33 protein-coding genes and 1 rRNA gene are annotated in these 25,155 nt (G+C 55.1%); 19 read left to right on the top strand and 15 right to left on the bottom strand.

From position 1 onward, the window contains the following. Positions 1-5 precede the first annotated feature (5 nt). Both A3L14_RS09120 and A3L14_RS09115 read left to right on the top strand, forming a co-directional pair. Positions 6-1,019: a TrmB family transcriptional regulator gene (locus A3L14_RS09120; RefSeq protein ID WP_055428898.1), complete on the top strand. Its 1,014-nt coding sequence runs from the start codon at positions 6-8 to the stop codon at positions 1,017-1,019. Positions 1,020-1,044: 25 nt separating this feature from the next. After that, positions 1,045-2,388 (top strand): glycerate kinase type-2 family protein, encoded by a 1,344-nt coding sequence (locus tag A3L14_RS09115; protein ID WP_055428912.1) that lies wholly within the window; start codon positions 1,045-1,047, stop codon positions 2,386-2,388. Here A3L14_RS09115 and A3L14_RS09110 read toward each other — a convergent pair. Next, positions 2,345-3,052 carry a hypothetical protein gene (locus A3L14_RS09110; RefSeq protein WP_055428899.1) on the bottom strand — a complete coding sequence of 236 codons (708 nt, stop codon included), beginning with the start codon at positions 3,050-3,052 and terminating at the stop codon, positions 2,345-2,347. The two genes, A3L14_RS09115 and A3L14_RS09110, sit on opposite strands and share 44 nt — an antisense overlap. A gap of 82 nt (positions 3,053-3,134) precedes the next feature. On the opposite strand from A3L14_RS09110, the gene A3L14_RS09105 reads away from it, so the two are divergent. Continuing rightward, positions 3,135-3,767, top strand: coding sequence for a diacylglycerol/polyprenol kinase family protein (locus tag A3L14_RS09105; protein WP_055428900.1), 633 nt, complete (start codon positions 3,135-3,137; stop codon positions 3,765-3,767). A 1-nt stretch (position 3,768) separates the two neighbouring features. On the opposite strand, the gene A3L14_RS09100 is transcribed toward A3L14_RS09105, so the two are convergent. Then, on the bottom strand, positions 3,769-4,569 hold the full coding sequence (locus A3L14_RS09100; protein WP_055428901.1) for an SPL family radical SAM protein: 801 nt from the start codon (positions 4,567-4,569) through the stop codon (positions 3,769-3,771). A 39-nt stretch (positions 4,570-4,608) separates the two neighbouring features. On the opposite strand from A3L14_RS09100, the gene A3L14_RS09095 reads away from it, so the two are divergent. Then, positions 4,609-5,256, top strand: a complete 648-nt coding sequence (locus A3L14_RS09095) for a M48 family metallopeptidase (RefSeq protein WP_055428902.1) — start codon at positions 4,609-4,611, stop codon at positions 5,254-5,256. Positions 5,257-5,258: 2 nt separating this feature from the next. Next, positions 5,259-5,654: an NfeD family protein gene (locus A3L14_RS09090; protein ID WP_055428903.1), complete on the top strand. Its 396-nt coding sequence runs from the start codon at positions 5,259-5,261 to the stop codon at positions 5,652-5,654. On the opposite strand, the gene A3L14_RS09085 is transcribed toward A3L14_RS09090, so the two are convergent. After that, positions 5,626-6,066 (bottom strand): hypothetical protein, encoded by a 441-nt coding sequence (locus tag A3L14_RS09085; protein WP_232473333.1) that lies wholly within the window; start codon positions 6,064-6,066, stop codon positions 5,626-5,628. The two genes, A3L14_RS09090 and A3L14_RS09085, sit on opposite strands and share 29 nt — an antisense overlap. A 59-nt stretch (positions 6,067-6,125) precedes the next feature. Between A3L14_RS09085 and A3L14_RS09080 the strand changes: the two genes are divergently transcribed. Further along, positions 6,126-6,551 carry a CoA-binding protein gene (locus A3L14_RS09080; protein ID WP_055428905.1) on the top strand — a complete coding sequence of 142 codons (426 nt, stop codon included), beginning with the start codon at positions 6,126-6,128 and terminating at the stop codon, positions 6,549-6,551. Here A3L14_RS09080 and A3L14_RS09075 read toward each other — a convergent pair. Beyond that, positions 6,548-7,648 (bottom strand): TRM11 family SAM-dependent methyltransferase, encoded by a 1,101-nt coding sequence (locus A3L14_RS09075; RefSeq protein ID WP_055428906.1) that lies wholly within the window; start codon positions 7,646-7,648, stop codon positions 6,548-6,550. The genes A3L14_RS09080 and A3L14_RS09075 overlap by 4 nt on opposite strands. Positions 7,649-7,768: 120 nt before the next feature. Between A3L14_RS09075 and A3L14_RS09070 the strand changes: the two genes are divergently transcribed. From A3L14_RS09070 to A3L14_RS09060, 3 genes are read left to right on the top strand one after another with little or no spacing between them, the layout of a single operon-like run. Next, positions 7,769-9,052 carry a hypothetical protein gene (locus A3L14_RS09070; RefSeq protein WP_055428907.1) on the top strand — a complete coding sequence of 428 codons (1,284 nt, stop codon included), beginning with the start codon at positions 7,769-7,771 and terminating at the stop codon, positions 9,050-9,052. Further along, positions 9,031-9,324, top strand: coding sequence for a hypothetical protein (locus tag A3L14_RS09065; RefSeq protein WP_055428908.1), 294 nt, complete (start codon positions 9,031-9,033; stop codon positions 9,322-9,324). Before A3L14_RS09070 ends, A3L14_RS09065 begins: the two co-directional genes overlap by 22 nt. Continuing rightward, entirely contained in the window at positions 9,324-9,728 is a 405-nt protein-coding gene (locus tag A3L14_RS09060; protein WP_055428909.1) for a secondary thiamine-phosphate synthase enzyme YjbQ, read from the top strand. Before A3L14_RS09065 ends, A3L14_RS09060 begins: the two co-directional genes overlap by 1 nt. Here A3L14_RS09060 and A3L14_RS09055 read toward each other — a convergent pair. Further along, positions 9,725-10,282 carry an Era-like GTP-binding protein gene (locus A3L14_RS09055; RefSeq protein WP_055428910.1) on the bottom strand — a complete coding sequence of 186 codons (558 nt, stop codon included), beginning with the start codon at positions 10,280-10,282 and terminating at the stop codon, positions 9,725-9,727. The genes A3L14_RS09060 and A3L14_RS09055 overlap by 4 nt on opposite strands. Before the next feature lie 49 nt (positions 10,283-10,331). Here A3L14_RS09055 and A3L14_RS09050 point away from each other — a divergent pair, with 49 nt between their 5' ends. Together A3L14_RS09050 and A3L14_RS09045 are read left to right on the top strand one after the other, a co-directional pair. After that, on the top strand, positions 10,332-10,646 hold the full coding sequence (locus A3L14_RS09050; RefSeq protein ID WP_074631125.1) for a GTP-binding protein: 315 nt from the start codon (positions 10,332-10,334) through the stop codon (positions 10,644-10,646). 2 nt (positions 10,647-10,648) lie between these two features. Beyond that, positions 10,649-11,206: an HD domain-containing protein gene (locus tag A3L14_RS09045; protein WP_055430313.1), complete on the top strand. Its 558-nt coding sequence runs from the start codon at positions 10,649-10,651 to the stop codon at positions 11,204-11,206. A 3-nt stretch (positions 11,207-11,209) separates the two neighbouring features. On the opposite strand, the gene tsaA is transcribed toward A3L14_RS09045, so the two are convergent. Together tsaA and A3L14_RS09035 are read right to left on the bottom strand one after the other, a co-directional pair. Further along, entirely contained in the window at positions 11,210-11,863 is a 654-nt protein-coding gene (gene tsaA / locus A3L14_RS09040; protein ID WP_055430314.1) for a tRNA (N6-threonylcarbamoyladenosine(37)-N6)-methyltransferase TrmO, read from the bottom strand. 29 nt (positions 11,864-11,892) lie between these two features. Further along, on the bottom strand, positions 11,893-13,158 hold the full coding sequence (locus A3L14_RS09035; protein ID WP_074631127.1) for an adenosylhomocysteinase: 1,266 nt from the start codon (positions 13,156-13,158) through the stop codon (positions 11,893-11,895). A 141-nt stretch (positions 13,159-13,299) separates the two neighbouring features. On the opposite strand from A3L14_RS09035, the gene A3L14_RS09030 reads away from it, so the two are divergent. Together A3L14_RS09030 and A3L14_RS09025 are read left to right on the top strand one after the other, a co-directional pair. After that, the gene (locus A3L14_RS09030; protein WP_055430315.1) at positions 13,300-13,869 is read left to right on the top strand and encodes a cyclase family protein; all 570 of its coding nucleotides are present in this window, start codon (positions 13,300-13,302) and stop codon (positions 13,867-13,869) included. Positions 13,870-14,098: 229 nt separating this feature from the next. Next, the gene (locus A3L14_RS09025; RefSeq protein ID WP_055430316.1) at positions 14,099-15,256 is read left to right on the top strand and encodes a cell wall-binding repeat-containing protein; all 1,158 of its coding nucleotides are present in this window, start codon (positions 14,099-14,101) and stop codon (positions 15,254-15,256) included. A gap of 50 nt (positions 15,257-15,306) precedes the next feature. Here the strand turns inward: A3L14_RS09025 and A3L14_RS09020 are convergent, their stop codons facing one another. Further along, positions 15,307-15,678, bottom strand: coding sequence for a ribonuclease P protein component 4 (locus tag A3L14_RS09020; RefSeq protein WP_055430317.1), 372 nt, complete (start codon positions 15,676-15,678; stop codon positions 15,307-15,309). A 4-nt stretch (positions 15,679-15,682) separates the two neighbouring features. Beyond that, positions 15,683-17,191 (bottom strand): hypothetical protein, encoded by a 1,509-nt coding sequence (locus A3L14_RS09015; protein WP_074631128.1) that lies wholly within the window; start codon positions 17,189-17,191, stop codon positions 15,683-15,685. Between A3L14_RS09015 and rrf the strand changes: the two genes are divergently transcribed. From rrf to A3L14_RS09000, 3 genes are all read left to right on the top strand, one after another. After that, a 5S ribosomal RNA gene (gene rrf, locus A3L14_RS09010) occupies positions 17,190-17,287 on the top strand. The genes A3L14_RS09015 and rrf overlap by 2 nt on opposite strands. 80 nt (positions 17,288-17,367) lie before the next feature. After that, a complete protein-coding gene (locus tag A3L14_RS09005; protein ID WP_055430319.1) occupies positions 17,368-18,030 on the top strand; it encodes a protein-L-isoaspartate(D-aspartate) O-methyltransferase in 663 nt (220 codons plus the stop codon). Between the two features lie 40 nt (positions 18,031-18,070). Then, on the top strand, positions 18,071-18,703 hold the full coding sequence (locus A3L14_RS09000; RefSeq protein WP_088886128.1) for an HAD-IB family phosphatase: 633 nt from the start codon (positions 18,071-18,073) through the stop codon (positions 18,701-18,703). 139 nt (positions 18,704-18,842) lie between these two features. Here the strand turns inward: A3L14_RS09000 and A3L14_RS08995 are convergent, their stop codons facing one another. Both A3L14_RS08995 and A3L14_RS08990 read right to left on the bottom strand, forming a co-directional pair. Then, complete coding sequence (locus A3L14_RS08995; RefSeq protein ID WP_055430321.1) at positions 18,843-20,063, bottom strand: A24 family peptidase C-terminal domain-containing protein; 1,221 nt, start codon at positions 20,061-20,063, stop codon at positions 18,843-18,845. 9 nt (positions 20,064-20,072) lie between these two features. Next, a complete protein-coding gene (locus A3L14_RS08990) occupies positions 20,073-20,237 on the bottom strand; it encodes a class III signal peptide-containing protein (RefSeq protein WP_074631129.1) in 165 nt (54 codons plus the stop codon). Between the two features lie 93 nt (positions 20,238-20,330). Between A3L14_RS08990 and A3L14_RS08985 the strand changes: the two genes are divergently transcribed. Continuing rightward, the gene (locus tag A3L14_RS08985; RefSeq protein WP_055430322.1) at positions 20,331-20,669 is read left to right on the top strand and encodes an ASCH domain-containing protein; all 339 of its coding nucleotides are present in this window, start codon (positions 20,331-20,333) and stop codon (positions 20,667-20,669) included. Next, positions 20,666-21,235, top strand: coding sequence for an ASCH domain-containing protein (locus A3L14_RS08980; RefSeq protein WP_055430323.1), 570 nt, complete (start codon positions 20,666-20,668; stop codon positions 21,233-21,235). The genes A3L14_RS08985 and A3L14_RS08980 overlap by 4 nt, the downstream gene beginning before the upstream one ends. Here the strand turns inward: A3L14_RS08980 and A3L14_RS08975 are convergent. Next, positions 21,216-21,485, bottom strand: a complete 270-nt coding sequence (locus A3L14_RS08975; protein WP_232473331.1) for a hypothetical protein — start codon at positions 21,483-21,485, stop codon at positions 21,216-21,218. The two genes, A3L14_RS08980 and A3L14_RS08975, sit on opposite strands and share 20 nt — an antisense overlap. Before the next feature lie 146 nt (positions 21,486-21,631). Between A3L14_RS08975 and A3L14_RS08970 the strand changes: the two genes are divergently transcribed. Further along, entirely contained in the window at positions 21,632-22,354 is a 723-nt protein-coding gene (locus A3L14_RS08970; protein WP_055430325.1) for a TIGR02253 family HAD-type hydrolase, read from the top strand. An 85-nt stretch (positions 22,355-22,439) separates the two neighbouring features. On the opposite strand, the gene pgsA is transcribed toward A3L14_RS08970, so the two are convergent. From pgsA to A3L14_RS08955, 3 genes are read right to left on the bottom strand one after another with little or no spacing between them, the layout of a single operon-like run. Continuing rightward, positions 22,440-23,006: an archaetidylinositol phosphate synthase gene (gene pgsA, locus A3L14_RS08965; protein WP_055430326.1), complete on the bottom strand. Its 567-nt coding sequence runs from the start codon at positions 23,004-23,006 to the stop codon at positions 22,440-22,442. A 9-nt stretch (positions 23,007-23,015) separates the two neighbouring features. Further along, on the bottom strand, positions 23,016-23,549 hold the full coding sequence (locus A3L14_RS08960) for a tRNA (cytidine(56)-2'-O)-methyltransferase (protein ID WP_055430327.1): 534 nt from the start codon (positions 23,547-23,549) through the stop codon (positions 23,016-23,018). Continuing rightward, positions 23,549-25,150 carry a transglutaminase-like domain-containing protein gene (locus A3L14_RS08955; RefSeq protein ID WP_055430328.1) on the bottom strand — a complete coding sequence of 534 codons (1,602 nt, stop codon included), beginning with the start codon at positions 25,148-25,150 and terminating at the stop codon, positions 23,549-23,551. Before A3L14_RS08955 ends, A3L14_RS08960 begins: the two co-directional genes overlap by 1 nt. Positions 25,151-25,155: the final 5 nt, after the last annotated feature.

Here is a 25,155-nt window from a genome sequence, read left to right as displayed (position 1 = left end):
TGCCTATGGAGGAGAAGGAGATAAAGTCCCTGCTCAAGGAGCTCGGCCTGAACGAGTACGAGGTTAGGGCGTACCTTACCCTCATCAGGAACGGCCCGTTGACCGCTGGAGAGCTCGCGACGCTCTCAAAGGTGCCCCAGCCCAGGATATACGACGTTATAAGAACCCTCATGGCCAAGGGCTTCGTGACGACGAGCCAGGGACGGCCGAAGCAGGTCATTCCCCTCAGCCCGGACAGCGTCATGGACGCCATAAAGAGGCGCTACGACGAAAAGATAGAGACCCTCAAGGCCGCCCTGGAGAAGCTCTACACTCCCCGGGGAGAGATCGGAAGCGTTACGGTCGTTAAGAGCAGAATAACCCTGGAGGAGTACATCAGGCGGGCGATACGGAACAGCCGGTTCCATCTCAGCATCGCGGTACCCAGGGAACTCCTCGACAGGCTTAAGGACGACCTCGGCGTGAAGAGAGACTCCGTCAGGATAAACCTCTTCGTCTACGGTGAGGGGGAAGTGCCTCCCATCGCTACAGAGATCCGCATGCGTGAAGTTCCAGACCCCATAATCATAATTCAGGACAGGGACATGGGCATATACCTGCCCTACGAGGCGTTAACTGCCGGCAGTTCCCTCCACGGCTACGGGCTGGTCATACACGACAACAACCTCCTATTCATGCTCGACCGCTACTTTTACCATGCCCTCTGGCCGACAGGGAGGGTCGTTTACAGGGAAGAGCGGGCGCTCCGGCTTCCGAGGGAGTACATACACATAAGGGAGCTTGTTTCGGATCTGCGGCGGTTCAGCATTCAGAACGCCAAGGTGGAGGTTTTCGGCCGCTTCGTCCGTTCGGGAGAGCCGGTTCATCTCGTGGGGAGGATTGTTGAGTTCTACGAGGACGAGGGCAAAGTTATCTCGAACATAACTGTGGAGACTGAAGACGGTGAGAGGCACGTGGTGGGCGGCTGGAACGCTTCCCTGGAGGACATAGAGGCCGAGAGGATAATACTCTTTGAGTAAGTTCTTCCTGCTGGAGGCAAGTGAGATGGACGCCGAAACCGCCGCGTTGGAGATTATGAACGCGGCTATCAAGAGTGCCGACCCCTACAGGGCAGTGCGTAGGAGCATCAGCGTCGATGGAAACCGCCTGATGGTTTTTGGAAAGGAACTTCCAGTACGGGGAAAAATCTATCTTCTGGCCTTCGGCAAGGCCGCCTGTTCAATGGCGCGAGCGGTGGTTGACCTCCTCGGAGAGAGGATTGAGGAAGGAGTAATAGTCACCAAGCACGGCTACGCCGGAAACTGCCCCAAGCTGGGAAGGCTGAGGGTCATTGAGGCCGGACATCCCGTTCCGGACGGGAACTCCCTCCTGGGTGGAAGGCTCGGCCTCGAACTGGCCGAGAAGGTTGGGGAGGATGACGTCCTCCTCGTCCTTATCTCCGGTGGCGGAAGTGCGCTCTTCCTCCTCCCGGAGAGGGGGATAACCCTGGAGGACAAAATTAGAACGAACGAGCTCCTTCTGGAGAGCGGGGCAAAGATATACGAGATAAACACAGTGAGGAAGCACATCTCTGCGGTTAAAGGCGGTAAGCTGGCAAAACGTGTAAAAGGTACCGTGATAAGTCTCATCCTCTCGGACGTCGTTGGCGACCCGCTTGAGGCGATAGCCTCTGGTCCGACCGTAAAGGACCCCACCACATTCCAGGACGCCTTCAGGATACTGAAGCTCTACGGCGTCTGGGAGAAGCTTCCAGAGAGTGTTAAGAGGCACATCGAGCTGGGACTTGAGGGAAAAGCCGAGGAAACCCTCAAGGAAGATCTGCCCAACGTCCACAACTTCATAGTTGGAGGCAACACCCTCGCCTGTGAATCTGCCCTGGAGAAGGCGGAGGAACTCGGCTACAACGCGGCGATACTCACAACGACCCTCGAAGGGGAGGCCAGGGAGGTAGCTTTAGCGATAGGCTCTATAGTCCAGGAGGTAGCCAGATACGACCGCCCGGTTCCAAAGCCCGCCGTCCTGATAGCCGGCGGAGAGTGGACAGTGACCATCGGGGAGAAGGCCGGCCTCGGCGGACCGAACCAGGAGTTTGCCCTGAGCATTGCCCGGAAGATAGAGGGGCTGAACGCCGTCGTCCTGGCGGTTGACACCGACGGGACGGACGGGCCGACCGACGCCGCCGGCGGGATAGTGGACGGGAAAACGCTTGGGCTTCTAAGGGAAGCGGGAATCGACGTCGAGGAAGTCCTCAGGGGGCACGACGCATATAATGCGCTGGAAAAGGCCGGCGCGCTCCTCAAAACAGGACCGACCGGAACGAACGTGAACTCTCTGGTTATAGCGGTCATACCAAGTCCTGCCACTCCCTCTGGAAATACAAAATCATGAGTGCGAGGATTATCATTGGAGTGCTCACTAGGAGGATTGCCACCAAAACCCTAATGTCCCTGGTGTCCCTGTACATATCTTGGATGGTCTTTATGAGGGGAACAAGGTAGATCATTCCGGCGAGCAAAGAGGCCGCTTTATAAGTCCTCTCGTTTCTTTTGAAGATTGCGATTTCCTTCCCGTGTCTGACGGCGATTTTGGCATTTCCAGGCGTTAGTCCGAGGACTAATATCAAAAGGGTTAGGGCAAAGAGGTATGGATTTAACCACAGGAGAACTCCTCCAAGGGCAGCGAGAGCCAGAAGCGATGTGATATTCAGCCCGGCTGTTCTCTGCAGGTTCACCCTCCGGTTCAGGGGGTCGAGGAAGTGGAGTTTTAGCCTCTTGGCGATGGAATTCCTGCTCCCCTCGAGCATTAGAACTTTCCGGCAGGGGACGGATATTTTAAGGGGCACCGTTGAGGCTATCAGGAAGCTCTTTTCTGGGAAGTCGATCAGATAAAAGTAGGTTTCGTAACGTTCTTTGATGTATCTCGGAGCGTAGTTCCAGATTTCCTCGTTCGCGCCTTGGACGTAGTGTATAAATCTCAGTCCGAGCACAACTCTCTCTACCGTTTTGACATCGTCATCCTCGAAGGGAATGAGCCTCTCAAACCTTACTTGCATGAGTGTCCCTGGGATTATGTCTTTTTATAGTTGTCGGAGAAAAAGTGATAAATGACCTCGTGGAATCAGTATGGGTGAAATCATGAACCGCATTCCACGAAGGGAGCTCGTGAGAAAGGGCTGGCACGTCCTCCCCGGGATCCTCGGTGCCCCTATAATCGTCTTCACCCCGAAGTGGGTTACCTTGGTGGTCGTCTGGTTCTTCGCCTTTCTCTACACGCTCCAGCACCTCAAGCTCCTCCGCGGCTGGAGCTTTACCGTGCCCATAGCAGACCTGAGCTACAGGACGATGGCGAGAGAGGACGAGAGGGACAACTTTCTAGGGAGCTTTCTGCTGTGGGTCACAATGGCCATAATCTGCACGGTCTTTCCTAAAATAGCCGCCCTCTCGGCCCTGTGGGTTTCGACCTTCGGCGACTGCTGCAACGCCATAGCCGGCCAGCTCCTCGGAGGGCCGAGAATTCCCTGGAACCGGAGAAAAACCCTCATCGGGAGCACCGTGATGCTGGCGGTTTCAATCCTGGCACTCTGGGCCAGTCACAGGGTTCTTGAGCTTGACCCATCTCCCGCTATCATAATGGGGGTTGCGATGGTCGCAACCCTCCTTGAAAGCCTCCCTCTCCAATCCGCCTACGATGAGTTCACCGTTCCATTCTCAACCGCGTTCCTTGTCTGGCTGGCCTACGGAGGGGCTCTGCTCTCTCCGACGTGGTAAGTCAGGGCTCTATGAACTCCCAGCCTCCCCTGTGGGTCTCTATTCCCCCCGCCTTCACGTGTAGGCCTCTTATCTCCTTCTTCAGCTCCCACAGAAACTCTTCAAAGGCACTGCCATCGGTCAGAACCTCGTAGCTTTCCGGGTACTCATCGCGGAGGAGCTCCTGGAATTCCCTTCCGGAGGCGCGGAGGTTGAGCACCTCGAAGAAGTAGTAGTCCGCAAAGCCCCTCGTGTCCTCTACTATGGCGGAGACGTCAGTTATCTCTGGAATTATGGGGCTGACGAAGACGTACGTCTTCAGGCCCGCCTCGCGGAGTTCCTTAAGGGCATTAACCCTCGCCTCGTGAACCGGCGTTAGAGGTTCGAAGAGCCTCTTTTCTCTACCCCTAAAGCCGTTTATCGTGAGGCCGACCTCTATCGTTCGGAACTCCTTGAAAAGGTCGATGTCCCGGGTTGCCAGGGGGGACTTGGTGAGCACCGAGAGTTCGTTCCTCTTGTCCATGTACCTCAGAACCTTCCGGGTGAGCTTTAACTCGGCCTCTATCGGCTGATACGGGTCGCTCACCGTTGACATGACGATGCTCCCGGAAACGTGCTTTCTAGCTAGGTCGGGCGCGTTGGTCTTGACCTCGACCCAGCTCCCCCATCTCCCGTAGTCCTTCCACCTCGTTAGAAACTTGGCGTAGCAGTACTCACAGGCGAAGGCACAGCCGACGTACTGGTTGACCGCCCACTCTACGCCAGGAATTTTGGATCTGGTGTAGATGCTCTTGGCGCGCCTCTCTATGACCCGAACCTTCATAAGGACTTTTTATCCATTCTTCTTAAAAGGTGAGCGGCAATGCTGAGGGTTCGCCGTCGGCCGGTTAAGTACGCGAGGCTTGAGGTGAGGCCGGACGGGACGGTCGTGGTCACGGCTCCGGATGGCTTCGACGTCGATGCCCTGATCGAGAGGCACCGCGGCTGGCTTGAGGGCAAGCTGGCCGAGATAGAGGGCCTTCGCGAGATAGCTGAGTCGGGCTTTCCCATCAACGGCGAGTTCTACGGGGTCATCCACGGGAGAAAGCCCAAGGTTCACGAGCGGTTCAAGACCGTCGTCCTCTCACCCAATCCCAGCGATGTCCTTGACTGCCTGAAGAAAATCCTCCGAAGGGAACTCCTGCCCCTTGTGGATTCCTACGCCCACAGGATGGGAGTTAAATATGGAAAGGTCTATATTCGCCATCAAAAGAGCCGGTGGGGGAGCTGTTCCCCCAGGGGGAACCTGAACTTCAACGTCCGTCTTATAGCCCTTCCTAGGGAGCTTAGGGAGTACGTTGTAGTCCATGAGCTTGCCCATCTGAAGCACATGAACCACTCGAAGGCCTTCTGGCAGCTCGTCGAAAGGTTCTACCCCGACTACAAAACCGCGAGGAAGGAGCTCAAGAAGTGGTGGACGATAGTCGAGCTGAACCCGTACTGGAAGTGGCTGGCCAGGGGCGAGGTTTAAAAATGAAGCGTATAAAAGCTGGGAATCTTCTCAAGCTCCTCGCGCTGATGGCCGACGAGGTAATAGTCGGCATTTTTATCTTTCTGATACTCCCAGGGGTGGGGATAGAGATCCCCCTCTGGGCGGGATTGCCCCTGATGCTACTTCTTCTGGCCAAGGACTTTCTAATAGCCCCCTTCGTTCTCGGCGGTGGAGCGGACAAAAGGCCCGAAACCGGCCCCGAGAGTCTGATGGGGAGGACTGCCCTCGTTGTTGAAGACCTTTCACCTGAGGGAGTCGTCAAAATTGACGGGGAGCTCTGGAAGGCGAGATGCTTAAACGGAACCGCAAAGGCCGGCGAGGGGGTCAGGGTGGTATCAGTTCGGGGCACTAAGGTGCTCGTGGAACGCCGAGGGTGACTAAAACCCTCGCGACCTCCTCCGGGTTGTTGGTTGAGAAGGATACAGTTTTTCCGTTCCTCTTTCTTATGAGGACGCAACCCTTGGCGGGCAAGTTGAAGTGAACGAAACCACTGCAGGCCTTCCAGTCGTGCGCTACGTAAAAGCTCTTGATTTCATCTATCGGAACCGTTATCCTGATTAAGCCAAGGCCTCCCCGGATTTTTACCGCCCTTTCGTCTATGGTCAACCTGAAGTTCGAGACCTCAAAGGCCAAAAGTAGGGTAATTATTAGGCCTGTCCCCACTCCCCAGAGGCCTTGGCCTTCTTGATACGCGAAGTAGAGGCCAACGCCAAGCGCCACAAAGGCAGGGATGAGCAACAGGAAAATCCATCTTACTGAAAACCTCTCCTCGTAGAGCAAAGCCCTCACCGCAGAGAGTTTTCGGTTAGTGCTTTAAAGGTTGAGGTCGAGACGCTTCCGGTGATAGCATGGTCAGGATAATGCCCGTTGACAGGCTGAGCGACGATGAGATTAGGGAGATTTTGACAAAGTACAGAAAGATCGCCCTCGTGGGCGCTTCACCGAAGCCCCAACGCGACGCAAACGACGTGATGCGCTACCTCCTCGAACACGGCTATGAGGTCTATCCAGTCAACCCCCGCTATTCCGAAGTCCTCGGAAGGAAGTGCTACCCGAGTGTTCTCGATATCCCTGATGACGTCGAGATAGTCGACCTCTTCATAAGGCCGGAGTTCACGATGGACTACGTCGAGCAGGCGGTAAAGAAGGGCGCAAAGGTCGTCTGGTTCCAGTTCAACACCTACAACAGGGAGGCGTTCAAAAAGGCCAAGGAGGCCGGTTTAATAGTTGTGGCACATAGATGCATAAAGCAGGAGCACGCGAGGCTCCTTTAGCCCCGGTACCTCAGCACGTGGATGTCCCTAACCAGGCGGTGCCTCTCCTCATAGTCGGTGTACTTTCCAAGGACTTCAAAGCCGAGCTTGGTCAGCCACTTCCTCTCCTTCCTGTATATTCCCCCTCCGCTCAGCCTGTAGGCAGGGAAGACGAAGACCACCCTCCCGTTTCTCTTGAGAACATCTCCGAAGCTCTCGAAGACGGAATAATAGAACCTGTCCAGCTCGTTGGCGAGCTTTATCGCCTCCCCCCTGCCCGGGTTCCTTTTGAGGGGCTTCCCGAGGTATGGCTCGGTGACTACCGCGTCGAACCGCTGGCGGAAGCACCGCCTCAGCTTCCTCGCGTCGCAGACCTCAAGGTGTGCCGAGTTTTTGATCCGGAACTCCTTTCTGAGCCATGCAAGGTTCTTCTTGGCTTCGCTTATTCTCTCCGGGTCGCGGTCGCTTCCATAGGCGTTTAACCCTTGCAGGACGAACTCCTGGACGATTGTCCCTATGCCGCAGAATGGGTCGAGGAAGGCGCCCTTCCTCACCTCCGTCAGGTTCACCATTATCCTCGCGAGCCTGGGAGGGATTGAGAGTATCGGTCTCTGGATGGGCCTCTCAACGTCGAGCTTCTTCAGCTCAAACGGGTCGGTGACCTTTACTGTCTCGCCTACGAGAAAGCTTCCGTCTTCCCTAAAGAGGAATACGAAGTCCTTAACTTCGGGGAAGCCTTTCAGGATTAGCTCTGCTGGCATCGCGTAAACTTTAGCCGGCTTGAAGAACTTTGAGGGGCCTTCCACTCTGAACTCCCTCTTTACCGCGCTCCCCAGCTTCCTCCAGAGCTTCCAGTCGTTCCTGCCGTAGAGGCTCACGGTGAAGAGCTTCGCGTATTCCAGGTCTTTTATGGCATCTTCGCCTTCACCAAGGATCTTCACCAACTTGAGAGAGCCACCGAGCCAGTGGAAGTACCTCTCGATCTTTGAGCTTGAGTCAAATACCATCCAGTCACGGTCTGCCTCGATAATATTCACCTTTAGGTTAAACCTTTTCGTGAACGCGTGAAACTCTGCCTCACTCAGGCGGGGATTTTTTCCAAATATCGCGGCGTACATAGTCGTTCACTCCACGCCGGTTCTTAAAAACATTCCGAGGGTTAGATTAATAAGAAGAAGCGCGTAATATGTTAAATGATAGTTTGGGTAAAATCTACAATCATGCGGGGGATATGTCGTATGATTGCCAAAGAAGTGCTGGCATCTGTTGAGGTAATTCCAGACCCCTATATAAAATCTGCAACGTATGCTAAAATCGGTGAGAGATTAGCCAAAGCCAAGAACAACCTGTACAGAACCGCTTTTCTACGTGCCGTTGAGACCGCCAAGGAGATAGACGATCCAGTGGCGATGTTCCGCGCCCTGCTGTCCGTTGGCTACTCTATGGGGAAAGCGGGGCTTAAGTCGGCCAAAAGGATATACCTGAGGGTTCTAGAGGATTCCAAAATGCTCCCGGCGCCCCAGAGGGACATGCTCATGCAGAGCGCCGCGGCCTACATGCTGGCCCTTGGGGAGGTGAACGAGGCCATAACCTATGCCATGGAGATAGAAAACCGCAGGGTTAGAAACGAGATGCTCCTCGAAATCCTCCGCACCAACACGCGCATGATAGAAAAAGAACGTCTGAAGGTGGCCTACCGGCTCAGAAAGAGCAAGCTCATTGTGGATTACATAGATTCCGAACCCCACCGCTCCAAGGCAATGCTGGAGCTCATAAAGGCCTATCTTTTCCTCGAAAGCTACGAGAACGCTATCTCTCTCCTCAGGGAAATAGGCGTCAAAGACTGGGCCAGGCAGGCCTTCAAGGAAGTTGCCTTCTACCTGAAGGAAAAGGAGGTTCTCGGGCACTATATAGACACGCTGGAGGCCGTGGCCAACGACCTCATAGAGAAGTTCGGGGATGACTTCACGGTAGAGCTTGCCTTTGTTTTCGCCCTCAGCGGTGAAGGCACTCCTGCCCTCGACCTTATCAGGGGCCTCGACAACAGGGAAGCCATACTGGTCGAGATGGCCCTGGAGCTCCTTGAGAGGGACCATGACGTTCTCCCGAACTTCATCTCCGCCATGAACGAGGAGGAGGTAGCCCTTGCAGGAAAGGCCGTGATGAACAGAATCCTTGAAAAGCCCGAGAGGGGTAGCTTGGCCATTGTAAAGGCGATAGGGAACGGCACAACCAGTGAGGAGGTGTGGGCCAAGATAGCTCGCTACTACGTTATCAAGGGCGAGCTGGAAGGTGCAGTGAAGATAGGAAACCTGATTCGGGACGAGCGGTTACGTTCGATAATAATGGCCGATGTCGCCCACCACCTCGTTAAGAGGGGGGATGTTGAGAAGGCAATAGATGCCGCGCTTGAGGTCAGAAACCCGAGGTTCTCCTCGATTCTCATCTCGGAGATACTCATTAAGGCTCTGGAGCAAGAGCTTCCGGGGAGGGTTAGGTCATGGAACGGCTCAAGGCACTGATAGGCAGAAAAGAGGACAGGGTTGATTTCGTCAGCTACCTCATAACAATTCTCCTGACGAACAAGGAACTGTACTCCGACGAGGTGCTATTCAGAGACGCTGTTGAGGAGATATACAGAACCCTCCGCTCGGAGGTCGTGGAAGGGGGCCGGAAGGATCTTATAGATGCGTATGAAACCGCCGTTCTCCTCAGGGCGGCTGTTTCTGGCCCCCTGGATTCCCCGGATAAGCTTCTCCTGGAGCTCAAGAAAAACCTCGCCCGGTGGGGCTGATGCTGTTTGAGGTTAAGGTTCCCACGGAGAAGAAGTTCCAGGTGGTTGACATAACCGACGAGATTCAGCACCTCGTGTGGAAGAGCGACGTGACCTCTGGTATAGCCGTTGTCTTCACCACCCACACCACGACGGGACTGGTAATAAACGAAAACGAAAGTGGATTGCTTGAGGACATTAAGGCAAAGATGAAAGAGCTCGTTCCTAGAGGGGCAGGATATTCCCACGACCGCATAGACAGCAACGCCCACTCACACCTGAGGGCGACCCTCTTTCTGAATCCAGAGGTCGTCGTCCCGATAGATAACGGCGAACTGCTCCTCGGAACCTGGCAGAGAATCCTGTTCATTGAGCTGGACGGCCCGAGACACCGAAAGGTTCTGGTGAAAATCTGCAGGTGCTAGACGTACTGTGCGTAATACGCCAGCCTCCTGATTAGCTCGTTGAACCCCTCGTAGGTGACCAGTGACAGGGGTATTGCATCCTGCTCAAGGCGCTTCTTTATTATCTGCCTTATCTCCTCCACCTTCTCCTGTGGAACGAGATCTATCTTGTTGATGACAACGATTATCGGCTTCTCGTAGCGGAACTTGAGCATGTGGTGAAGCTTCTCCATGCCCCTGTGCAGGCCGACCGTGGCATCGACCATGTGGATGATTATGTCAGACGAGACTATCTCGTTGATTATCTCCCTGAACTTCTCCTCGCTCAGAACTTTGCCCCTCAGCTCCTTCTGGGGGTCAAAGAGTCCGGCGGTGTCTATGAGGACGAACTCGTCGGCTCCTCCGAGGGGGTTCTTCATGCTCTTCGGTATCTTGAGCTTTCCGAAGCGTCTCCGTATCGTCCCCTTGGTCGTCCCGGGGAGGTCCTCCACCTCCGATATTTTACCTCCTATGAGGGCGTTCATGAGCGTTGACTTGCCGACGTTCTCGGCACCGATAATCGCAACCTTTATCATACCCTCACCCCACAGATATTTACAAGGCTGGCCTATAAAGGTGATGAGCATGCCCAAGCGGGTCAAACTGGGTCATCATTACTATTACATCGTTACGGTTGATGAGCTGAATTCCGGCGGTTTTCGCGGTAAGAACGTCGTCATCGAGGGCACCATCGAGGACAAACCCCTGGTGGAGTTCCTCCCCATGGAGTTGCCTGGATACAGAACCACCTTTAAAGTTTCCGGGCTCAGGGTGGAGTTCTCTGGAAGTCCGTGCCTCGGAAAGGGCGAGTGGGTGAAGGTCTACGGCCGCTTTCTCGGCGACTGCATAATGGCCAGCGCCATTGAAACTGAAAGAACTCTCTACACGACGGAGGAGTGAAAATGTCCCTTCTTGACCTTTTCCTGGAAGCCGGAAACCTGAAGAGGCTTCCCAGGACTGGCTGGCTCCTGCGGGGTGTTTCTAACCCCGAGAGCATAGCAGACCACAGCTACCGAGTGGCGTTGATAACCCTCTTTCTGGCCGACGAGCTGAAGGCTAATGGCGTTGAGATAGACGTTGAGCGGGCCCTCAAGATAGCCCTTCTCCACGACCTGGCGGAGGCGAGGGTCACAGACATACCCCTGACGGCGCAGTACTACCTCGACAAGGGCAAGGCCGAGAAGAAGGCCGTGATGGAGCTCTTCATCAAAACATCGACTCCGAGGGAGTACTTCAGGCTGTGGAGGGAGTACGAGGAGGGGCTTAGCTTGGAGGGCAGGCTCGTGAAGTTCGCCGACAGGCTGGAGATGCTGATTCAGGCGCTCGAATACGAAAGGGCCGGCTTTTCCAATCTCGGCGAGTTCTGGAAGGCCGTGGATTCCCTCCGGAAGAGCGAGTTCTACGGGCACTTCCGGGAGATTGTTGAGGAGCTGGCTGAAGGGAGAAAAGAGGAACGGTAGGCCTCACCTTGGATCGCGGTGCCACCTCAGCCGATCCTTTATCTCAACCGGCAGATTCCCATATATCTCCATCAGCGCCTCGATGAGTTCCACCAGCTCTTTCGCCGTAAGCACGGATGTCTTTGGCCCCAGCTCAAGGACCAGCGCCTCGTACTCCTCGGGCGAGACCTCCTCCAGCTCGTCGAGGTGCTCGCTCTTCCGGGGTATCAGGTTGACCTCTCCTATCTGCCTCGATGAGGGTATATCAAGCTCCTCCTCCGGAACAGGAGTCTCTCCCGGGCAGTCAAGCCTCTCCACGAGAATCTTGATGTCAAGGACAGGCGTCCCCTCCATCGCGTCTATCCAGTCGATGTAGAGCCTGTTCTCCTCGATGCGGTTTATTCTCACCGCGTAAATCGCCAGAGGGTTTGGCCTGACCGGTGAGCGCGTGGCAAAAACTCCTCTGAGCGGATTTTCCGGGTTGTTGTAGGGGTGAACCTTCAGGACGTTCCTCCTTTCCGGGGTGTCGCTGGCGTGGAACCATAGGATCAGCTTTATCCAGTCGCCCTCGTGGAGGCCATCGAGGGCTTCTCTGAACTCCGGGGCAATTTCGATGAGGGTCTCCCCGTTCTTCCTCACGTAGCCGACGGGAACGAGTTTGAAGGGTTCGAAGTCCATAATCATCACCCGAAAAGAAAAGGAGGGGCTTAAGTCCCGTGCTCCCAGCTCTCCAGGTATTTCCTCTGCTCCTCCGTGAGCTCCTCGATTTTTATTCCCATGGCGTTCAGCTTGATCCTTGCCACCATCTCGTCTATCTCCCTTGGAAGGACGTAGACCTTTGGCTCAAGCCTCTCGTGGTTGTTCAGTATGTATTCGGCCGCCTTCGCCTGCAGAGCGAAGCTCATATCCATTATTTCCGCTGGGTGCCCGTCTGCCGCGGCGAGATTTACAAGCCTGCCCTCCGCGAGGAGATAGAGCCTCCTTCCATCTTTGAGCTTGTACTCGGTTATGTTCGGCCTGGGCTGGTTTATTTCAACTGCAAGTGCCTCAAGGTCCGGCTTCCATATCTCAACGTCGAAGTGGCCGGCGTTGGCGAGGATTACACCGTCCTTCATGACCCTGAAGTGCTCTCCCCGGATGCACTTGATGTCGCCCGTCGAGGTGACGAAGATGTCTCCGACCTTGGCGGCTTCCTTCATGTCCATGACGAGGAAGCCGTCCATCCTCGCCTCTAACGCTCTAATCGGGTCAACCTCGACGACTATGACGGTAGCCCCGAGGCCTTTAGCCCTCATCGCTATGCCCCTTCCGCACCAGCCGTAGCCGACAACGACGACGTTCTTGCCCGCTATGAGGAGGTTCGTCGTCCTAAGGATTCCGTCCCACGTTGACTGGCCGGTGCCGTAGCGGTTGTCAAAGAGGTACTTGGTATAGCTGTCGTTCACGGCTATAATGGGGAACTTCAGAACGCCGTCATTCTCCATCGCACGGAGCCTTATCACTCCTGTGGTGGTTTCCTCGCTCGCGCCCCATACGTTATCAACGAGCTCCTGCCTCTCCCTCATCAGGGTGCTTATCATGTCGGCCCCGTCGTCTATGATTATGTTGGGCTCTATGTCCAGAGCTTTGTGCATGAACTCGTAGTACTGCTCCCGATCCTCTCCTCTAATGGCATAGACCTTGACGCCTGCCTTTGCCAGTGCCGCGACGACGTCGTCCTGGGTTGAGAGGGGGTTGCTCGCGGCGGCGGAAACCTCTGCCCCCCCTGCCTTCAGAGTAAGGAGCAGGAAAGCCGTTTTCATCTCAAGGTGCAGCGTTGTCGCGATTCTGACTCCCTTGAAGGGTTTCTTCTCCTCAAACTCCTTCCTTATCGCCTGAAGAACCGGCATAAACCGGGAGACCCAGTCTATTTTTCTCTCGCCTTCCGGAGCAAGATTGAGGTTCTTAATGCAGTAATCCTTCGTGCACTCCACTTTCATCACCGGTGAAAACTTTGGGGCACCCCTTAAAACACTTGGGCTACCATTTTTGTGTATTTGATTTCATATTTAAAGTGCTTCATCCTATTCCGGAAAGGTTTTTAGGCTGATATGGATACACCTTTTGGTGTTCCCATGATAGTTGACCTCTCGGTGCCTCTCTCAGATGAGACCCCGGTATATCCCGATGACCCCCCGGTGAGCGTTAGGCTCTGGGCGGTTATCGATAGGGATGGCTACTACATGAACGCCCTTAAGCTCGGTGAGCACACCGGAACCCACGTTGACGCCCCTGCGCACTTCATTCCCGGTGGGAAGACCGTTGATGAGATGCCTCTTGAGAAGTTCATCGGCCGCGGCCTTGTCCTGGACGTTCGCGCCGGGGACGGGCCGGTAAAGCTCGACGAGATTCCAGATGAAGGATATTTTGACAGGGTGGTGCTGTTCTTAACTGGAGGGAGGGAGCTCTCGCCGGAGGTTGCGCTGTTCCTGGTGGCCGAGGGGGCAAAAGCCGTCGGAACCGACGCGATGAGCATCGGCGACGACGCCGTTCACAGAATACTCCTAAGCGCGGAGGTGCCCGTGTTCGAGAACCTGGCCAACCTGGAACTTCTCGTGGGCAGGGAGTTCACATTCATGGCATTCCCACTTAAGATCGAAGGTGGTTCCGGGAGTCCCGTGAGGGCTGTGGCCTTTGTGGAGTGATGCTAACGCTTGTTTTTCAATCCAAGTGTCATTGATCCTTTGTGGGACTATTATTCCTGATTTAGCGGAGATTAAACGCAGTTAAACGTTGTAAAACCTTCTTTAACAGTTAAAGATGAAAAGTCTCCTCCCAGGGCTTTTTTCTAAACAATCGACAATGTAAGTAGACGATTTCGTGAAAAAAGCTTAAATATTGCTTTTTTCATAAAGATATCCGAGGTGAGGGCTAATGATGGGGGAGAAAGTGCTGGCAATCCTCCTCGGGTTGCTGATGGTAGCGACGTCAGTAACGTTCAGCAATGTAAGTGCGAGCACGAGTGTGACGGTGATCTTAGTGAGTGACAACGCGGCAGATAAAGCAGTTGCCGAGTACCTGGCGAACGTTACTGGGGCCGTGGTGGTTACCACTACCTGGGGTGTTTATGATCCTAACGTTACGGCGGAGATTATGAGCTACGCTCCGGACGAGGTCATCATAATCGGGGGACCAGATGCTGTGGTTGAGCAGTATGTGGCTGACCTTGAAGAGCTCGGCATAACCGTTGAGCGCTGGGGCGGCCAGAACAGATACGAAACAAACTTCATTGTAATGGAACAGGCGAGGATAAAGTTCCGGCTCCAGTTCAGCGGGAGTGTTATCGTTGCTGGAAACGACAGCCTGGCTATAAGGAACGCCCTTCAGATCGCGGTTCAGAACGGGGCAGTGATTGTCTACGTTAACAAGAGCACCAACGTCACGGGGGTCATGGGGAGGTTCCAGGTGAAAACGGCCACTATGGTCGGGACACCGGCATCAGAGAGGGTCATGGAGCACGTTAAGGAGCAGCTCCGCGAGTGCAACTGCACCGCCGAGGAGGTTCAGGTTAACATCACCAAGGAGACGGTTCTTCAGCTGATGGTTCAGGTTAGGGAGAGGGTCAGAGCGATAGAGGAAATAGCCAACGAAACCAACTCCACCCAGCTCATGCAGCAGGTCAGGGTCATGGAAATGACGATGGAGAAGGCCAACCAGGCCCTCCAGGCGGGCAACTGCACCTACGCGTACCAGCTCATGCTTGAACTCCAGGTAAAGACGCAGTTCAGCCTCAAAGTCGCGAACAGTGAGATGAGGATCGCCATGAAGAACAGCGAGAAGATCGCCCTTGAAAGGGAAATGGCCAAGCTCCAGGCGCAGGTATCGGTGATGGAAAGGGCGGGCATCAACGTTACCGAGATAAACTCCCTCATGGAGCAGCTCAGGGTTGCAATTCAAAACGGCCAGTACGAGCAGGCGAGGCAGCTCATGAACCAGATTAAGGCGATGATAAGGGAGGCCTATCAGAACGGGAGGCGGAGCATCAGGGAGAGCGCCCAGAGAACCCCTGGAATGGGCTCCTCGCGTCCCTGAACAGGCCAACACACGTTGAGCACCACCAACCCCCGGTATGGGCGGTAAAATCAGGGGCTTGAATCAATTTCTTTTTGCCGCGCTCTTCTTCTCTCTTTCTGCTCCCTGGTGTACGGATACCTCATGATGTGGCCGCAGTTGAGGCACTTGATGACAACGTGGCCGTTTCTGAGCCTTACTCTGGCGTTGACGCCCGGGACAAGGAAGGAATGACAGCGCTTGCAGTAACGGCGCTTCCACTTTCTCGGCATTCTGATTCTGGCCTTCTGCTGTACCGCGAGGGCTATCTCAACGTAGCGGTTGGCTAATTCTGGCTCGTAGGGAAAGGCCCTTTCCGCGAGGGTAAAGAGAACGTTTATCCTCTCTCGGGCGATCCTGCGCTTTTCCCTCTGCTCCCTCTGGCGAATGAATTTCTTGGACATATCATCACCCTATCAGCCTGAGCTTTCCCGGGAACGGCTCGTATACGTAGCCGGTGGCTATAAACCTTTCAAGGAGTTCGGAGGCGTCACTCTCGGAGAAGCCGTCCCTGACCAGTTCACGGAGGAAGACCTCCCTCGTTACCTCGTTTGAGGGGCTCACAGAGGCCAGGTCGTGGAGTATCTCCAGCGCCCTCTGAGCTTTGAGTGTTCCCGGGACGTACATACGGTATTCCCTCAGGAGCTTTATCATCTCCGAGGGGTGATCCCTGAGAACGACCATCCAGTCGTTTACGATGGCTTCATTTATTAGTTTGACGTCTCTGGCGGCCTTTTTGGTGATCCTGCCGTTGAACCTGACGATTGACCCGAAGAGCCTCTTGCCGAGCTCCACCCTGAGTCTAATGTTCATCGGGCCGCTGGGAGCAGTTAAAGCCCTGAACGGGTCCCCGTAGTCGTCCCGTGATTCTCTGAGCCACCTCAGGAATTCTTCCTCAACGACACGGGTCTTTTTTCTGTCAAGGGCCCCCAGCTTTTCTCTCTGGGTGAAAACGGTAACGAGAAGGTTTGGTATGAGCTGAAGGAACTCCCTGTTCTCTTCGAAGTAGGGTTTTTCCTCGGAAGGCAGGAGGACAAAGGGAGTCTCCGAGACCCTCGCCATCCTGTCGAGGGGATTAGCGTCGACATTCTTGGGGAGCAGACCAATGGCGCGCTTGCTCAGTATTCTATCCGCGGCCCATTTGGGCAGGCTGAGGGTTCCTTTCTTAGTTGGAGGCACGTAGTACCTCATGTCGCTTTCGTTGGGGTTTCCGAGCCTGAAGTCTATGCCAAGAAACGGGTCGTCTATTTCAAGAACCCTTTTTCTGGTGAGGCGAACCTCCCAGGGAAGGCTTGAGTGGAAATACTTGAGGGCCTTCCAGAGCGCGAGAAGCCCTGAATCCTCCCGGTATTTAAACACGGTGAACTCAAATCCTTCACCCCACCCCTCCCCTGGTATGTAGGGGACGCCGTATATCGAGTAGATGAGGGCCTTTCGCATGTCATCACGCAGATAAACCGTTCTTTCAAACAGATCCAGCACTTCCTGCCTGCTGAGCGCAAACTCACGGTGGTCCTTCCAGTACTCCGAGTAGTCCCGCCCTTCAATTCTGGACGCGTGGATCATCCTCAGGTTTCCCCAGCGGTAGGCATCAATGATTCCCCTCACGAGAACGTAGCTACCGGGTTTTACCTCTCCGGAGAATTTTGTCCCCTCCGTTGCCCGAATAACCAGATACGTGCGGAAGGCGTTTTTGTCAATGTAAGACAGTTCGGATGGCGACAGGGGAGAGAGCATGTAGTAGAGGGCATCCGCCGGCGCGTGGGGCGGCTTCCTGCCCAGCAGAAAACCGGCTATCTCGATTTCATCTCCGTTCTTGAGCCGCTGGATCTTCATCTGGAACTCTCTCAGTCTTTTCCCGGGACTGAGGGGCTCTCGTGTTCTTTCCAGCCTCAGCAGTTCAACTAACTCCTCCATCACGGGGTCACACCCGGTCTCGTTTCGACCCCGGAAGTTAAGCCCGCCAGCGATCCCGGTTGTACTGCCCTCCGGGAGGGGGCGGGAAGCCGGGGACGCCGCCGGCCACTATCCTTCTGAGACACTTCTCGCAAGTCTTAAATCGTTTGGGTGCATACTCCTTTTCGATGAGTCCTATGGTTTCCGAGGAGGAACTCCTGAGAAGATGGGAGAGAACCGTTGAGAGGCTTTTCAGGGAGGGGGTTATCCGAAGTGAGGCCGTTAGGAGGGCTTTTCTCAAGTATCCGCGCTACCTCTTCGTCCAGAAACGCCACTGGGACTATGCCCACGTTGATGAGCCCCTTCCGATTCCCGCCGGGCAGACGATAAGTGCCCCCCATATGGTGGCGATAATGCTGGAACTGGCGGAGCTTAGGCCGGGAATGAACGTCCTTGAGGTGGGAACAGGCAGCGGATGGAATGCCGCTCTTATTGCTGAGCTCGTGAAGACCGACGTTTACACTATCGAACGGATTCCCGAGCTGGTGGAGTTCGCCAGGAGGAATCTTGAGAAAGCTGGAGTGGAAAACGTCCACGTGATTCCCGGGGACGGCACCAGGGGCTTTCCCCCAAAGGCTCCCTATGACAGGATAATAGTCACCGCAGGAGCGCCGAAGGTTCCCGAGCCCCTTCTGGAGCAACTGAATCCTGGAGGAAGGCTGATAATCCCCGTGGGGGGCTATCACCTCTGGCAGGATTTATATGTAGTCGAGAAGACCGAGGGCGGGAGAATAAAGAAAAAGCGGTGGGGAGGCGTCGCCTTCGTGCCCCTCATAGGGGAGCACGGCTGGAGGGAATAGGCTTTTAAGACCAAAACCGGCTCTCCTTTAAGGTGGTAAGATGGTAAGACTCATAGCCTTTGATCTCGAAGGAACTCTGGTTAAATCCGTATCCAGCTGGGTGGAGCTCCACAAGAAGTTCGGAACCTGGGAGAAGGGAAAGGAATATGCTGAACTCTTCTTCTCGGGCGAGATAGATTACGTAAAGTGGGCCGAGCTGGATGCTTCCCTCTGGAAGGGCCACACGAGGGAGGAGATCATGGAATGGGCGAACTCGGTCGAGTACATGGATGGAGCAAAGGAGCTCATCGAGTTTCTGAAGGAGAACGACTTCAGAATAGCGATACTCAGCAGTGGATTGATGTGCCTCGCTGGAAGAGTGGCTAGGGAGCTCGGGGGTGACTACGTCTTTTCCAACGAGCTGATCTTTGAAAACGGTGTCGTTACCGGGAAAGTTAATCCCCTCGTTGACTTCAAGAGCAAGGGGACCTTACTCCGGGAGCTTAAAGATGAACTCAGGCCCGAGCTGACGGTAGCGGTCGGCGACGGATACAACGACCTGAGCATGTTTAAAGAGGCCGACGTCAGCATAGCGATAAACCCACACGAGGGAGTGGAAGGAGACCACAACGTCGAGAGCCTCTATGAGGTCATGGAGATCGTCAGGGGGCTCATAGAAGAGCGGGGTCAGTGAAGGGCGTGCTCATCACAGTCAGCAAAGCAAAAGCTCGTCATCCCCCTGTCGGCCCGACCGGAACCCCCGCCTCACTCCTCCGCGGGGTGGGCGGGTGCCGGGCCGGATAAAGGTTCGGCGACGGTTTTAAATCCTTTTCTCAAAGTCCGGCTATTTTGAGCTGTATCCACCAGAACATGTCGCCCCAGAAGTAGCTTATCAGGAAGCCGAGGAAGAGCGCCGGGGCGAAGGGCATCGACTTCTTTCTTAGGAAGCTGTTTTCAAGCCTTCCCTCATCAACGAGGCGCTTCAGCTCCTCGATCTGTTCCCCCGTCAGCCCCTCGGCGGTCGGGGAGGCTATGACCCTGCCGTAATCCGGGTGGAGTGCGCCTAGATCGGCGTTCAGGATGGAGTTCTTTATCCTTGTGAACGGGTCGGTTCTGTCCCTGAGGATTTTTCCGTCCCTCTCAAAGACAGTCTCGCCCAGGATGTCCCACTCCCTGAGATCCTCCACAGTGACCTCTTCCATCAGAACTTCGGTGCGCATGAACTTCACGAGGGATAGGAAGGCCTTGAAGAGGTACAGCACGACGAGGAGCTTCAGAAACGCCCCCACAGCAGTTGCAGGTTCCTGATAGACCAGGTATGTCAGGACGCCGATCCCTATAACATCCCCAACTCTCCTGAACTTTCCGAGGACGTATATCACGGCGATTGTGAATACCCACGACCACAGTCCAACGATTGAGGCCCCCGTGACCTCGTAGATTATCAGCCTGAGGCCCAGGGCGGCCATTATCCAGAGGGATACCTCAAGGGTGAGCCCGGCCTTGTCTATGAATATCTCCCTCAGCTCGGCGAACTTCCTCCTGGCGATGAGCACCCCGAGGGAGTATACGAATATGAAGGGGAATATAGCTATGATGCTGTTGAGCAGTATAGTCAGGGGGTAGAGGGGATATCCAACGGTGTAGGGGGCGACGATGGAAGCCGTTGCCGGTGCATATGGCAGGAGCGCGGAAAAGCCGGCGAGTATCACCGCGTCGCCGCTCGCCCATGCCCCGATGTAGTAGAGGAGCAACCCCAAGACGAAGCCCAGTACAAGCCCGATGAGGCCCGAGGCTGCTAGGAGTGCATCCCCTCGGCTGATTCCAAGGTAGAGATAGTATATTATCCCCACCTCGACGGCGGGTATTATGAGCCTGGGAATCCATCTTGGGAGGCCCTGTTCTTCTTCCTCCCCCTCCTCCCATCCGAGGAGCCTTCCTATCAGCGTGAGCGTCGGGAAGATGTGGTTGTCAAAAACGAATCCGGTCTTCATGTCGGTATAGGAAGTAACGACTCCCATAACCAGCCCCAGAATCAGGGGGACGTAATCCATGATTCCACCTCATAGGTCTTCGAGAATCTGTTTCCTTACCTGGGCCGTGTAGTTTGATATCGCCTCGTTGAGGTTTCTCGTGCTGTTGAGGACGACCCTGGCCGCTATGGTCACCAGGATGAGAACCGCCGCCAGCATGAAAAGGTACTCAAGGGCTCCCTGGGCTCGTCTCATCTCTCACACCTCAACCATCTAAGGTGCTAAAGGATTTAAAAGTTTCCATAGGGTAAGCTTTTAAGGAAAAGGGGAAGGCGGTATGTGGTGAAAATGAGGGTCTATCACCTGAGGGTTCGCGAGGAATACCTGGAATACATAAAGTCCGGAGAGAAAAGGATAGAGGTTCGCGTGGCCTACCCCCAGCTTAGGGGCATCAAGCCCGGCGACAAGCTAATCTTCAACGACTCGATCCCGGCAGTTGTCACCGAAGTCAAACGCTACGAGACCTTCCGGCAGGTTCTGAGGGAAGAGCCGATAAAGAAAATCTTCCCGGACGAACCGAGCTTTGAAAGGGCAGTTAAGAGATTTCACGGCATGTATCCGAAGTGGAAGGAGAACCGCTACGGGGTTATAGCGATAAAGTTCAAGCTCCTCGGTGAGGGGAGATGAGGCACTTAGAGTTCGATGGACGCTACGCTGAGGCCATACTGAGCGGAAGGAAAAGGGCAACGGTAAGGCTTGGAAGAAAGCCGAACCTCAAACCCGGCGACGAGGTTCTCATACATTCGGGAGGCCGCGTTATAGCGAGGGCGGTTATCGAGAGGGTCGATAGCAAGACCGTCGGCGAGCTTACCGATGAGGACGCCTTTCTGGACGGGTTTTCCAGCAGGGAAGAGCTGGTAATGGCCCTCAAAAGCCACTACAAGTACGTTAACGATGACTCAAAGGCCCACATTATAATCTTTCGCATCGTGGAGCGGTTCGAGAAGCCTGTTATGAGTTCGGACTACGCCTATGAAGGGAACCTGCCGGTGGAGATTGCCGAGAAGGCCCTGAAGTACCTCAACCTGTCGGAGGAGGACAGAAAACTCCTCGAACTTTTCCTCCAGGCGGGAAGTCTGAGAAAAGCAGCTTACAGGCTTGGTGGTATGAACAAGAGGTACTTGATTAGGGACGCCCTCAGGAGGGCCTACGAGGAGCTGAAAAGGAGGGGGATTATGGGGCCAAAGGTTTGAGCCCCTCAAGAACGCTTGTTTCTCCACCGTTTTTAACGGCTGAAATAACAACCGGAATGAGCTTAAAGGTCCCACCGTGGATTATCCGCTTGAGACCCCTCATAAACTCCTCCATCTCGAACTCGTCTCGAAATTCCACCTTCGCTATGAAGTCGTACTCCCCGTAGAGCCAGTACCCTTCGACGGGGAGCTTTTCCAGAACCTCGTCCCGAACGCCCCAGACGAGGAGTATCGCCTCGATCTCCACCACCCCTGCTTCGTCCCCGGGAGCGGATAAAAGTCTTTCTAAGGTTTTTCTGTCATGGATGCAACTTTTTGAAGGATTTTAGAGTTCAACTTGTCGTTCTGCCGGGCAAGTGTTTTAACGTCCGCACCCAATACCCTCCGGTGGTCTCGATGAAGGCCGTCTTCTTTGACTTCGTGGGCACGCTCATAACGAAGGAGGGCGAAAACGTTACCCATCAGAACATCGTGAGGGAGGTACTCAAAAAGGCCGGGAGGGAAGACCTCGATTACATGAGGCTCTGGGAGGAGTACGAGGCTGAAAGCTCCGCGATGTTCAAGGAGCTGGCCGGCAAGCCCTACGTCAAAATCCGGGACGTTGACACCCGGGCCATGCGGAAGGTGGCCGAGCGCTACGGTTTTACAGTTCCGGAGGACTTCTGGGAGATAAGCATTGCCATGCACGAGCGCTATGGGGGCCTCTTTCCCGACGCCGTTGAGACGGTTAAGGCCCTCAAAGACCTCGGCCTCCACGTCGGAATCATAACCGACTCGGACAACGACTACATCGAGGCCCACCTGAAGGCACTCGGCATCTACGGCCTCTTTGACTCGATAACGACCAGCGAGGATGCGGGCTTCTACAAGCCCCATGAGGGGCCTTTCCTTCTGGCGCTTGAGAGGGCGGGCGTTGAAGCAGGTGAGGCCATCTACGTCGGCGACAACCCGTCAAAGGACTGCGTTGGGGCCAAGAAGGTCGGCATGATGAGTGTCCTCCTCGACCTGAATGGAGAAAAGCGGGGGCTGTGGAGGGAATGTGACTTTGTGGTTTCAAAGCTGGACGAGGTAGTCGAAATCGTAAGGAGCCTGATGGAAAGTAGGTCATCCAGACAATAAAAAGAAGGACAGCAAGGGTCGGCAACGGCAGGGCTCTTCATCGGCGGAGCCTCACCTAGCGAAATTCTCGTCATCCCCTTTATTTTCACTCCCTGAGCCTCTGGTAGGCCGCGTAGAGCCTCTGGAGAACGGTTATCCACGAAAGGATTGCGACGGCGTAGACACCGTACTCAACGTAGCCGAAGAGCGCGGTGATGATTATTATAAGCAATCTCTCGGCCCTCTCGGCTATCCCAACGGCCAGCCTTCCTGAGCCGGCCAGCTCGGCCCTGCACCTCTCGTAGCTCACCAGGTAGCTTCCCATGAAGGCGATGAATGCAACGCGCCAGTCGGCGAGGTTGCCAAGGGCTATTCCGAAGAGCACAGCACCGTCGCTTATCCTGTCGAAGGTGGAGTCAAGGAAGGCCCCAAAGCGGCTCGTCTTCCCTGTTAATCTTGCGAGCGTTCCGTCGAGGGCATCTATGAGCGAGCCGAAGAGCAGAACGAGTGCCGCGATGACCTGTTCGCCGCGGTAGAAGAAGTAAGCACCGGTGAGGCTTATCAGCAGGCCGAGGACGGTTATCTGATTTGGCGTAACTCCGGCCCTCGCGAGGGGTCGGACGATGGCTTCAAGGTAACCCCTGACGTTTTCGCGGTAGTTATTGAGCACCATCCCTAACCCTCACTCCAGCTCGATTACCTTCTTGCCTTTCTCCTGGGGGATTATCCTCAGCTTAGCGTTCTCAAAGCTCTTCCTCAGGCCTTCGCCCTCCAGAAGCCTGTCCAGGAAGACCGCCAGGGCTGCAACCTCGCTGTGGGGCTGGTTCCCAACGCCGACGTTGTAGTCGGAGATATCGTAGACCTCCCTGGGCACCTTCTCGGCACCGACCACGATGAGAACGTCCCGGTCATCCTTCAGCTCGCTCTTGATTCTTGGCACGGCGTCGTCGATGTGAACCCCATACATCGTGAGGTGGACTATTATGCCTTTTTCCTTCCATTCTCTCATAATTCTCTTCCAGCTTGGATTGAACTCTATCTCAAAGGGCCCTCCCCACCTCCTGACAACGTCCTCGACGCTCTCCCTGACGTGCTCGTCTTCTTCGGCTGCAATGATTATTTTATCGGCCCCGAAGGCCCTCGCCGTCAGTGCCACGTGGGTGGTTATCCGCTTGTCCCTCTCGGGCCTGTGTCCGAGCCTTAGAACGGCTATCATCACACCTCCCCCGCAAATATCTTCCAGTATCTGGTAAAGTCGTCCCTCCAGCTCATGTCCTTATAGAACTCGTACATGGTTTTTACGTCTTGCTCTATCTTGTCCGTGCTGTACTCGCTCAACACCCTGTTCAGGTCATCCTCGCTGGGTGCTGAGGCAAAGATGAAGAGGGCGTATAGCCTCTCGTTCTCATCGAGGTTGTTCATGACTATCATGAGCTTTGAGCGGAGCTCGGGGTTCAGCCTCTCATTCACTATCTTGAGGAGCCTGTCCTCCAAGTTCGCGAGGAAATCGCCGGTGACGTCGACGTGTTCGTGTCCTTTCAGAGTGGCCGGTGCCTGGGCGACTATCCGGTATCCATCCCTAGTCACAAGCTGGTAAACCTTCGGGAAGTACGGGCTGGCGATGTACTCGTCAATCGAGCCGACGAACCCGTGCCTCACGTCCACTATGTACCAGCCGTCGGCGGTGTAGAACTCCGTCATGGGCCTCGCTGTACAGTCTGTTCCGTTCGAGAGCGTTATTATCCTCGCCGGAACATCCACCGAGCGGAGCATAGCAGTGATCAGTATCTGTGCCTCGGCGTAGCTTATCCTGTCCTGCTGGAGTATCTTTGAAGGTTCGAGGCTGGAAGTTGTATCGCCCAGGGAATATGTTCTCATCATCCATTCGTATATTGCCTCCGCGGCCTGGAACTCGGATTCGGAGTTCCCTATTATCTTAAGGGTGATGTTCCTGAACTCGATCCTGTTGAACTCCGACGTTGAGTTGTAGCGCTCCGTCCAGTAGCCGTCAACTATGTATCCGTCGGTTACCCAGTGGTACTTCAGACCGTAGGCCTCTTTGAGGATTTCACTGCTCTGGTTCCATGGCCTCCACACCACCTTCATTGGAAAGCTTTTAACGGTGCTGCCCTCGGCGCCGCTTATCGCGTACTTGAGGATCGCCGAGATGTACCCCTCGCGGTAGGCGTAGGGAGCCTTTACCGTGTAGCTTACCCTGACCTCCCCCTTTCCGTCAACCGTTGCGGGGAGGGCTGTGGCGCTTACGACCTTCATGCCGTTGAACAGGTTGAAGCTGAGGTCACGGAGCTCCACCGGGACATCGAGCTTGTTTTTGATTACCACCGTTAGGTTTGCGGTTTCTCCACCGCCGATCATCCTGGGCGCCTCCACGCTGACCTCGACCTCGTCTGATGGCCCGGCCTCGCTCGATACCGTTATCCTGAACTGTCCGTAAAAGCCCGTCCAGGAGCGTTTGAGCTCGTCTGTAAGCTCAAGGGACAGCTTCAGGTTGTAAACTCCGGGCTTCATAGGCGCCCTCAGAATCCAGACAAGCTGCACTGCATCTCCTACAGGGAGTATCTCCGGGAACTTTGGCTCTTGGAGTATCTGGAAGCTGTCATCGCCCAGGACAAGCGTCGCACCGGTAAGGCCAACTTTGCCGGTGTTGTTGACAAGGATCATCACGTGAATCGTTCCGCCCGGCCGTACAAGAGTTCTGTCAACGGAGAACCTCACCTCGGCCGGTGGTTTGAAGAGGCAGCCCGAAACCACCACGATGAGAATCAGCAGGAGGGGGATCAGCCTTCTCATGACCATCTTCC

The sequence above is a fragment of the Thermococcus thioreducens genome, from assembly GCF_002214545.1.
Taxonomy (GTDB): domain Archaea; phylum Methanobacteriota_B; class Thermococci; order Thermococcales; family Thermococcaceae; genus Thermococcus; species Thermococcus thioreducens.
This window is presented reverse-complemented; position numbering and strand designations above follow the sequence as displayed.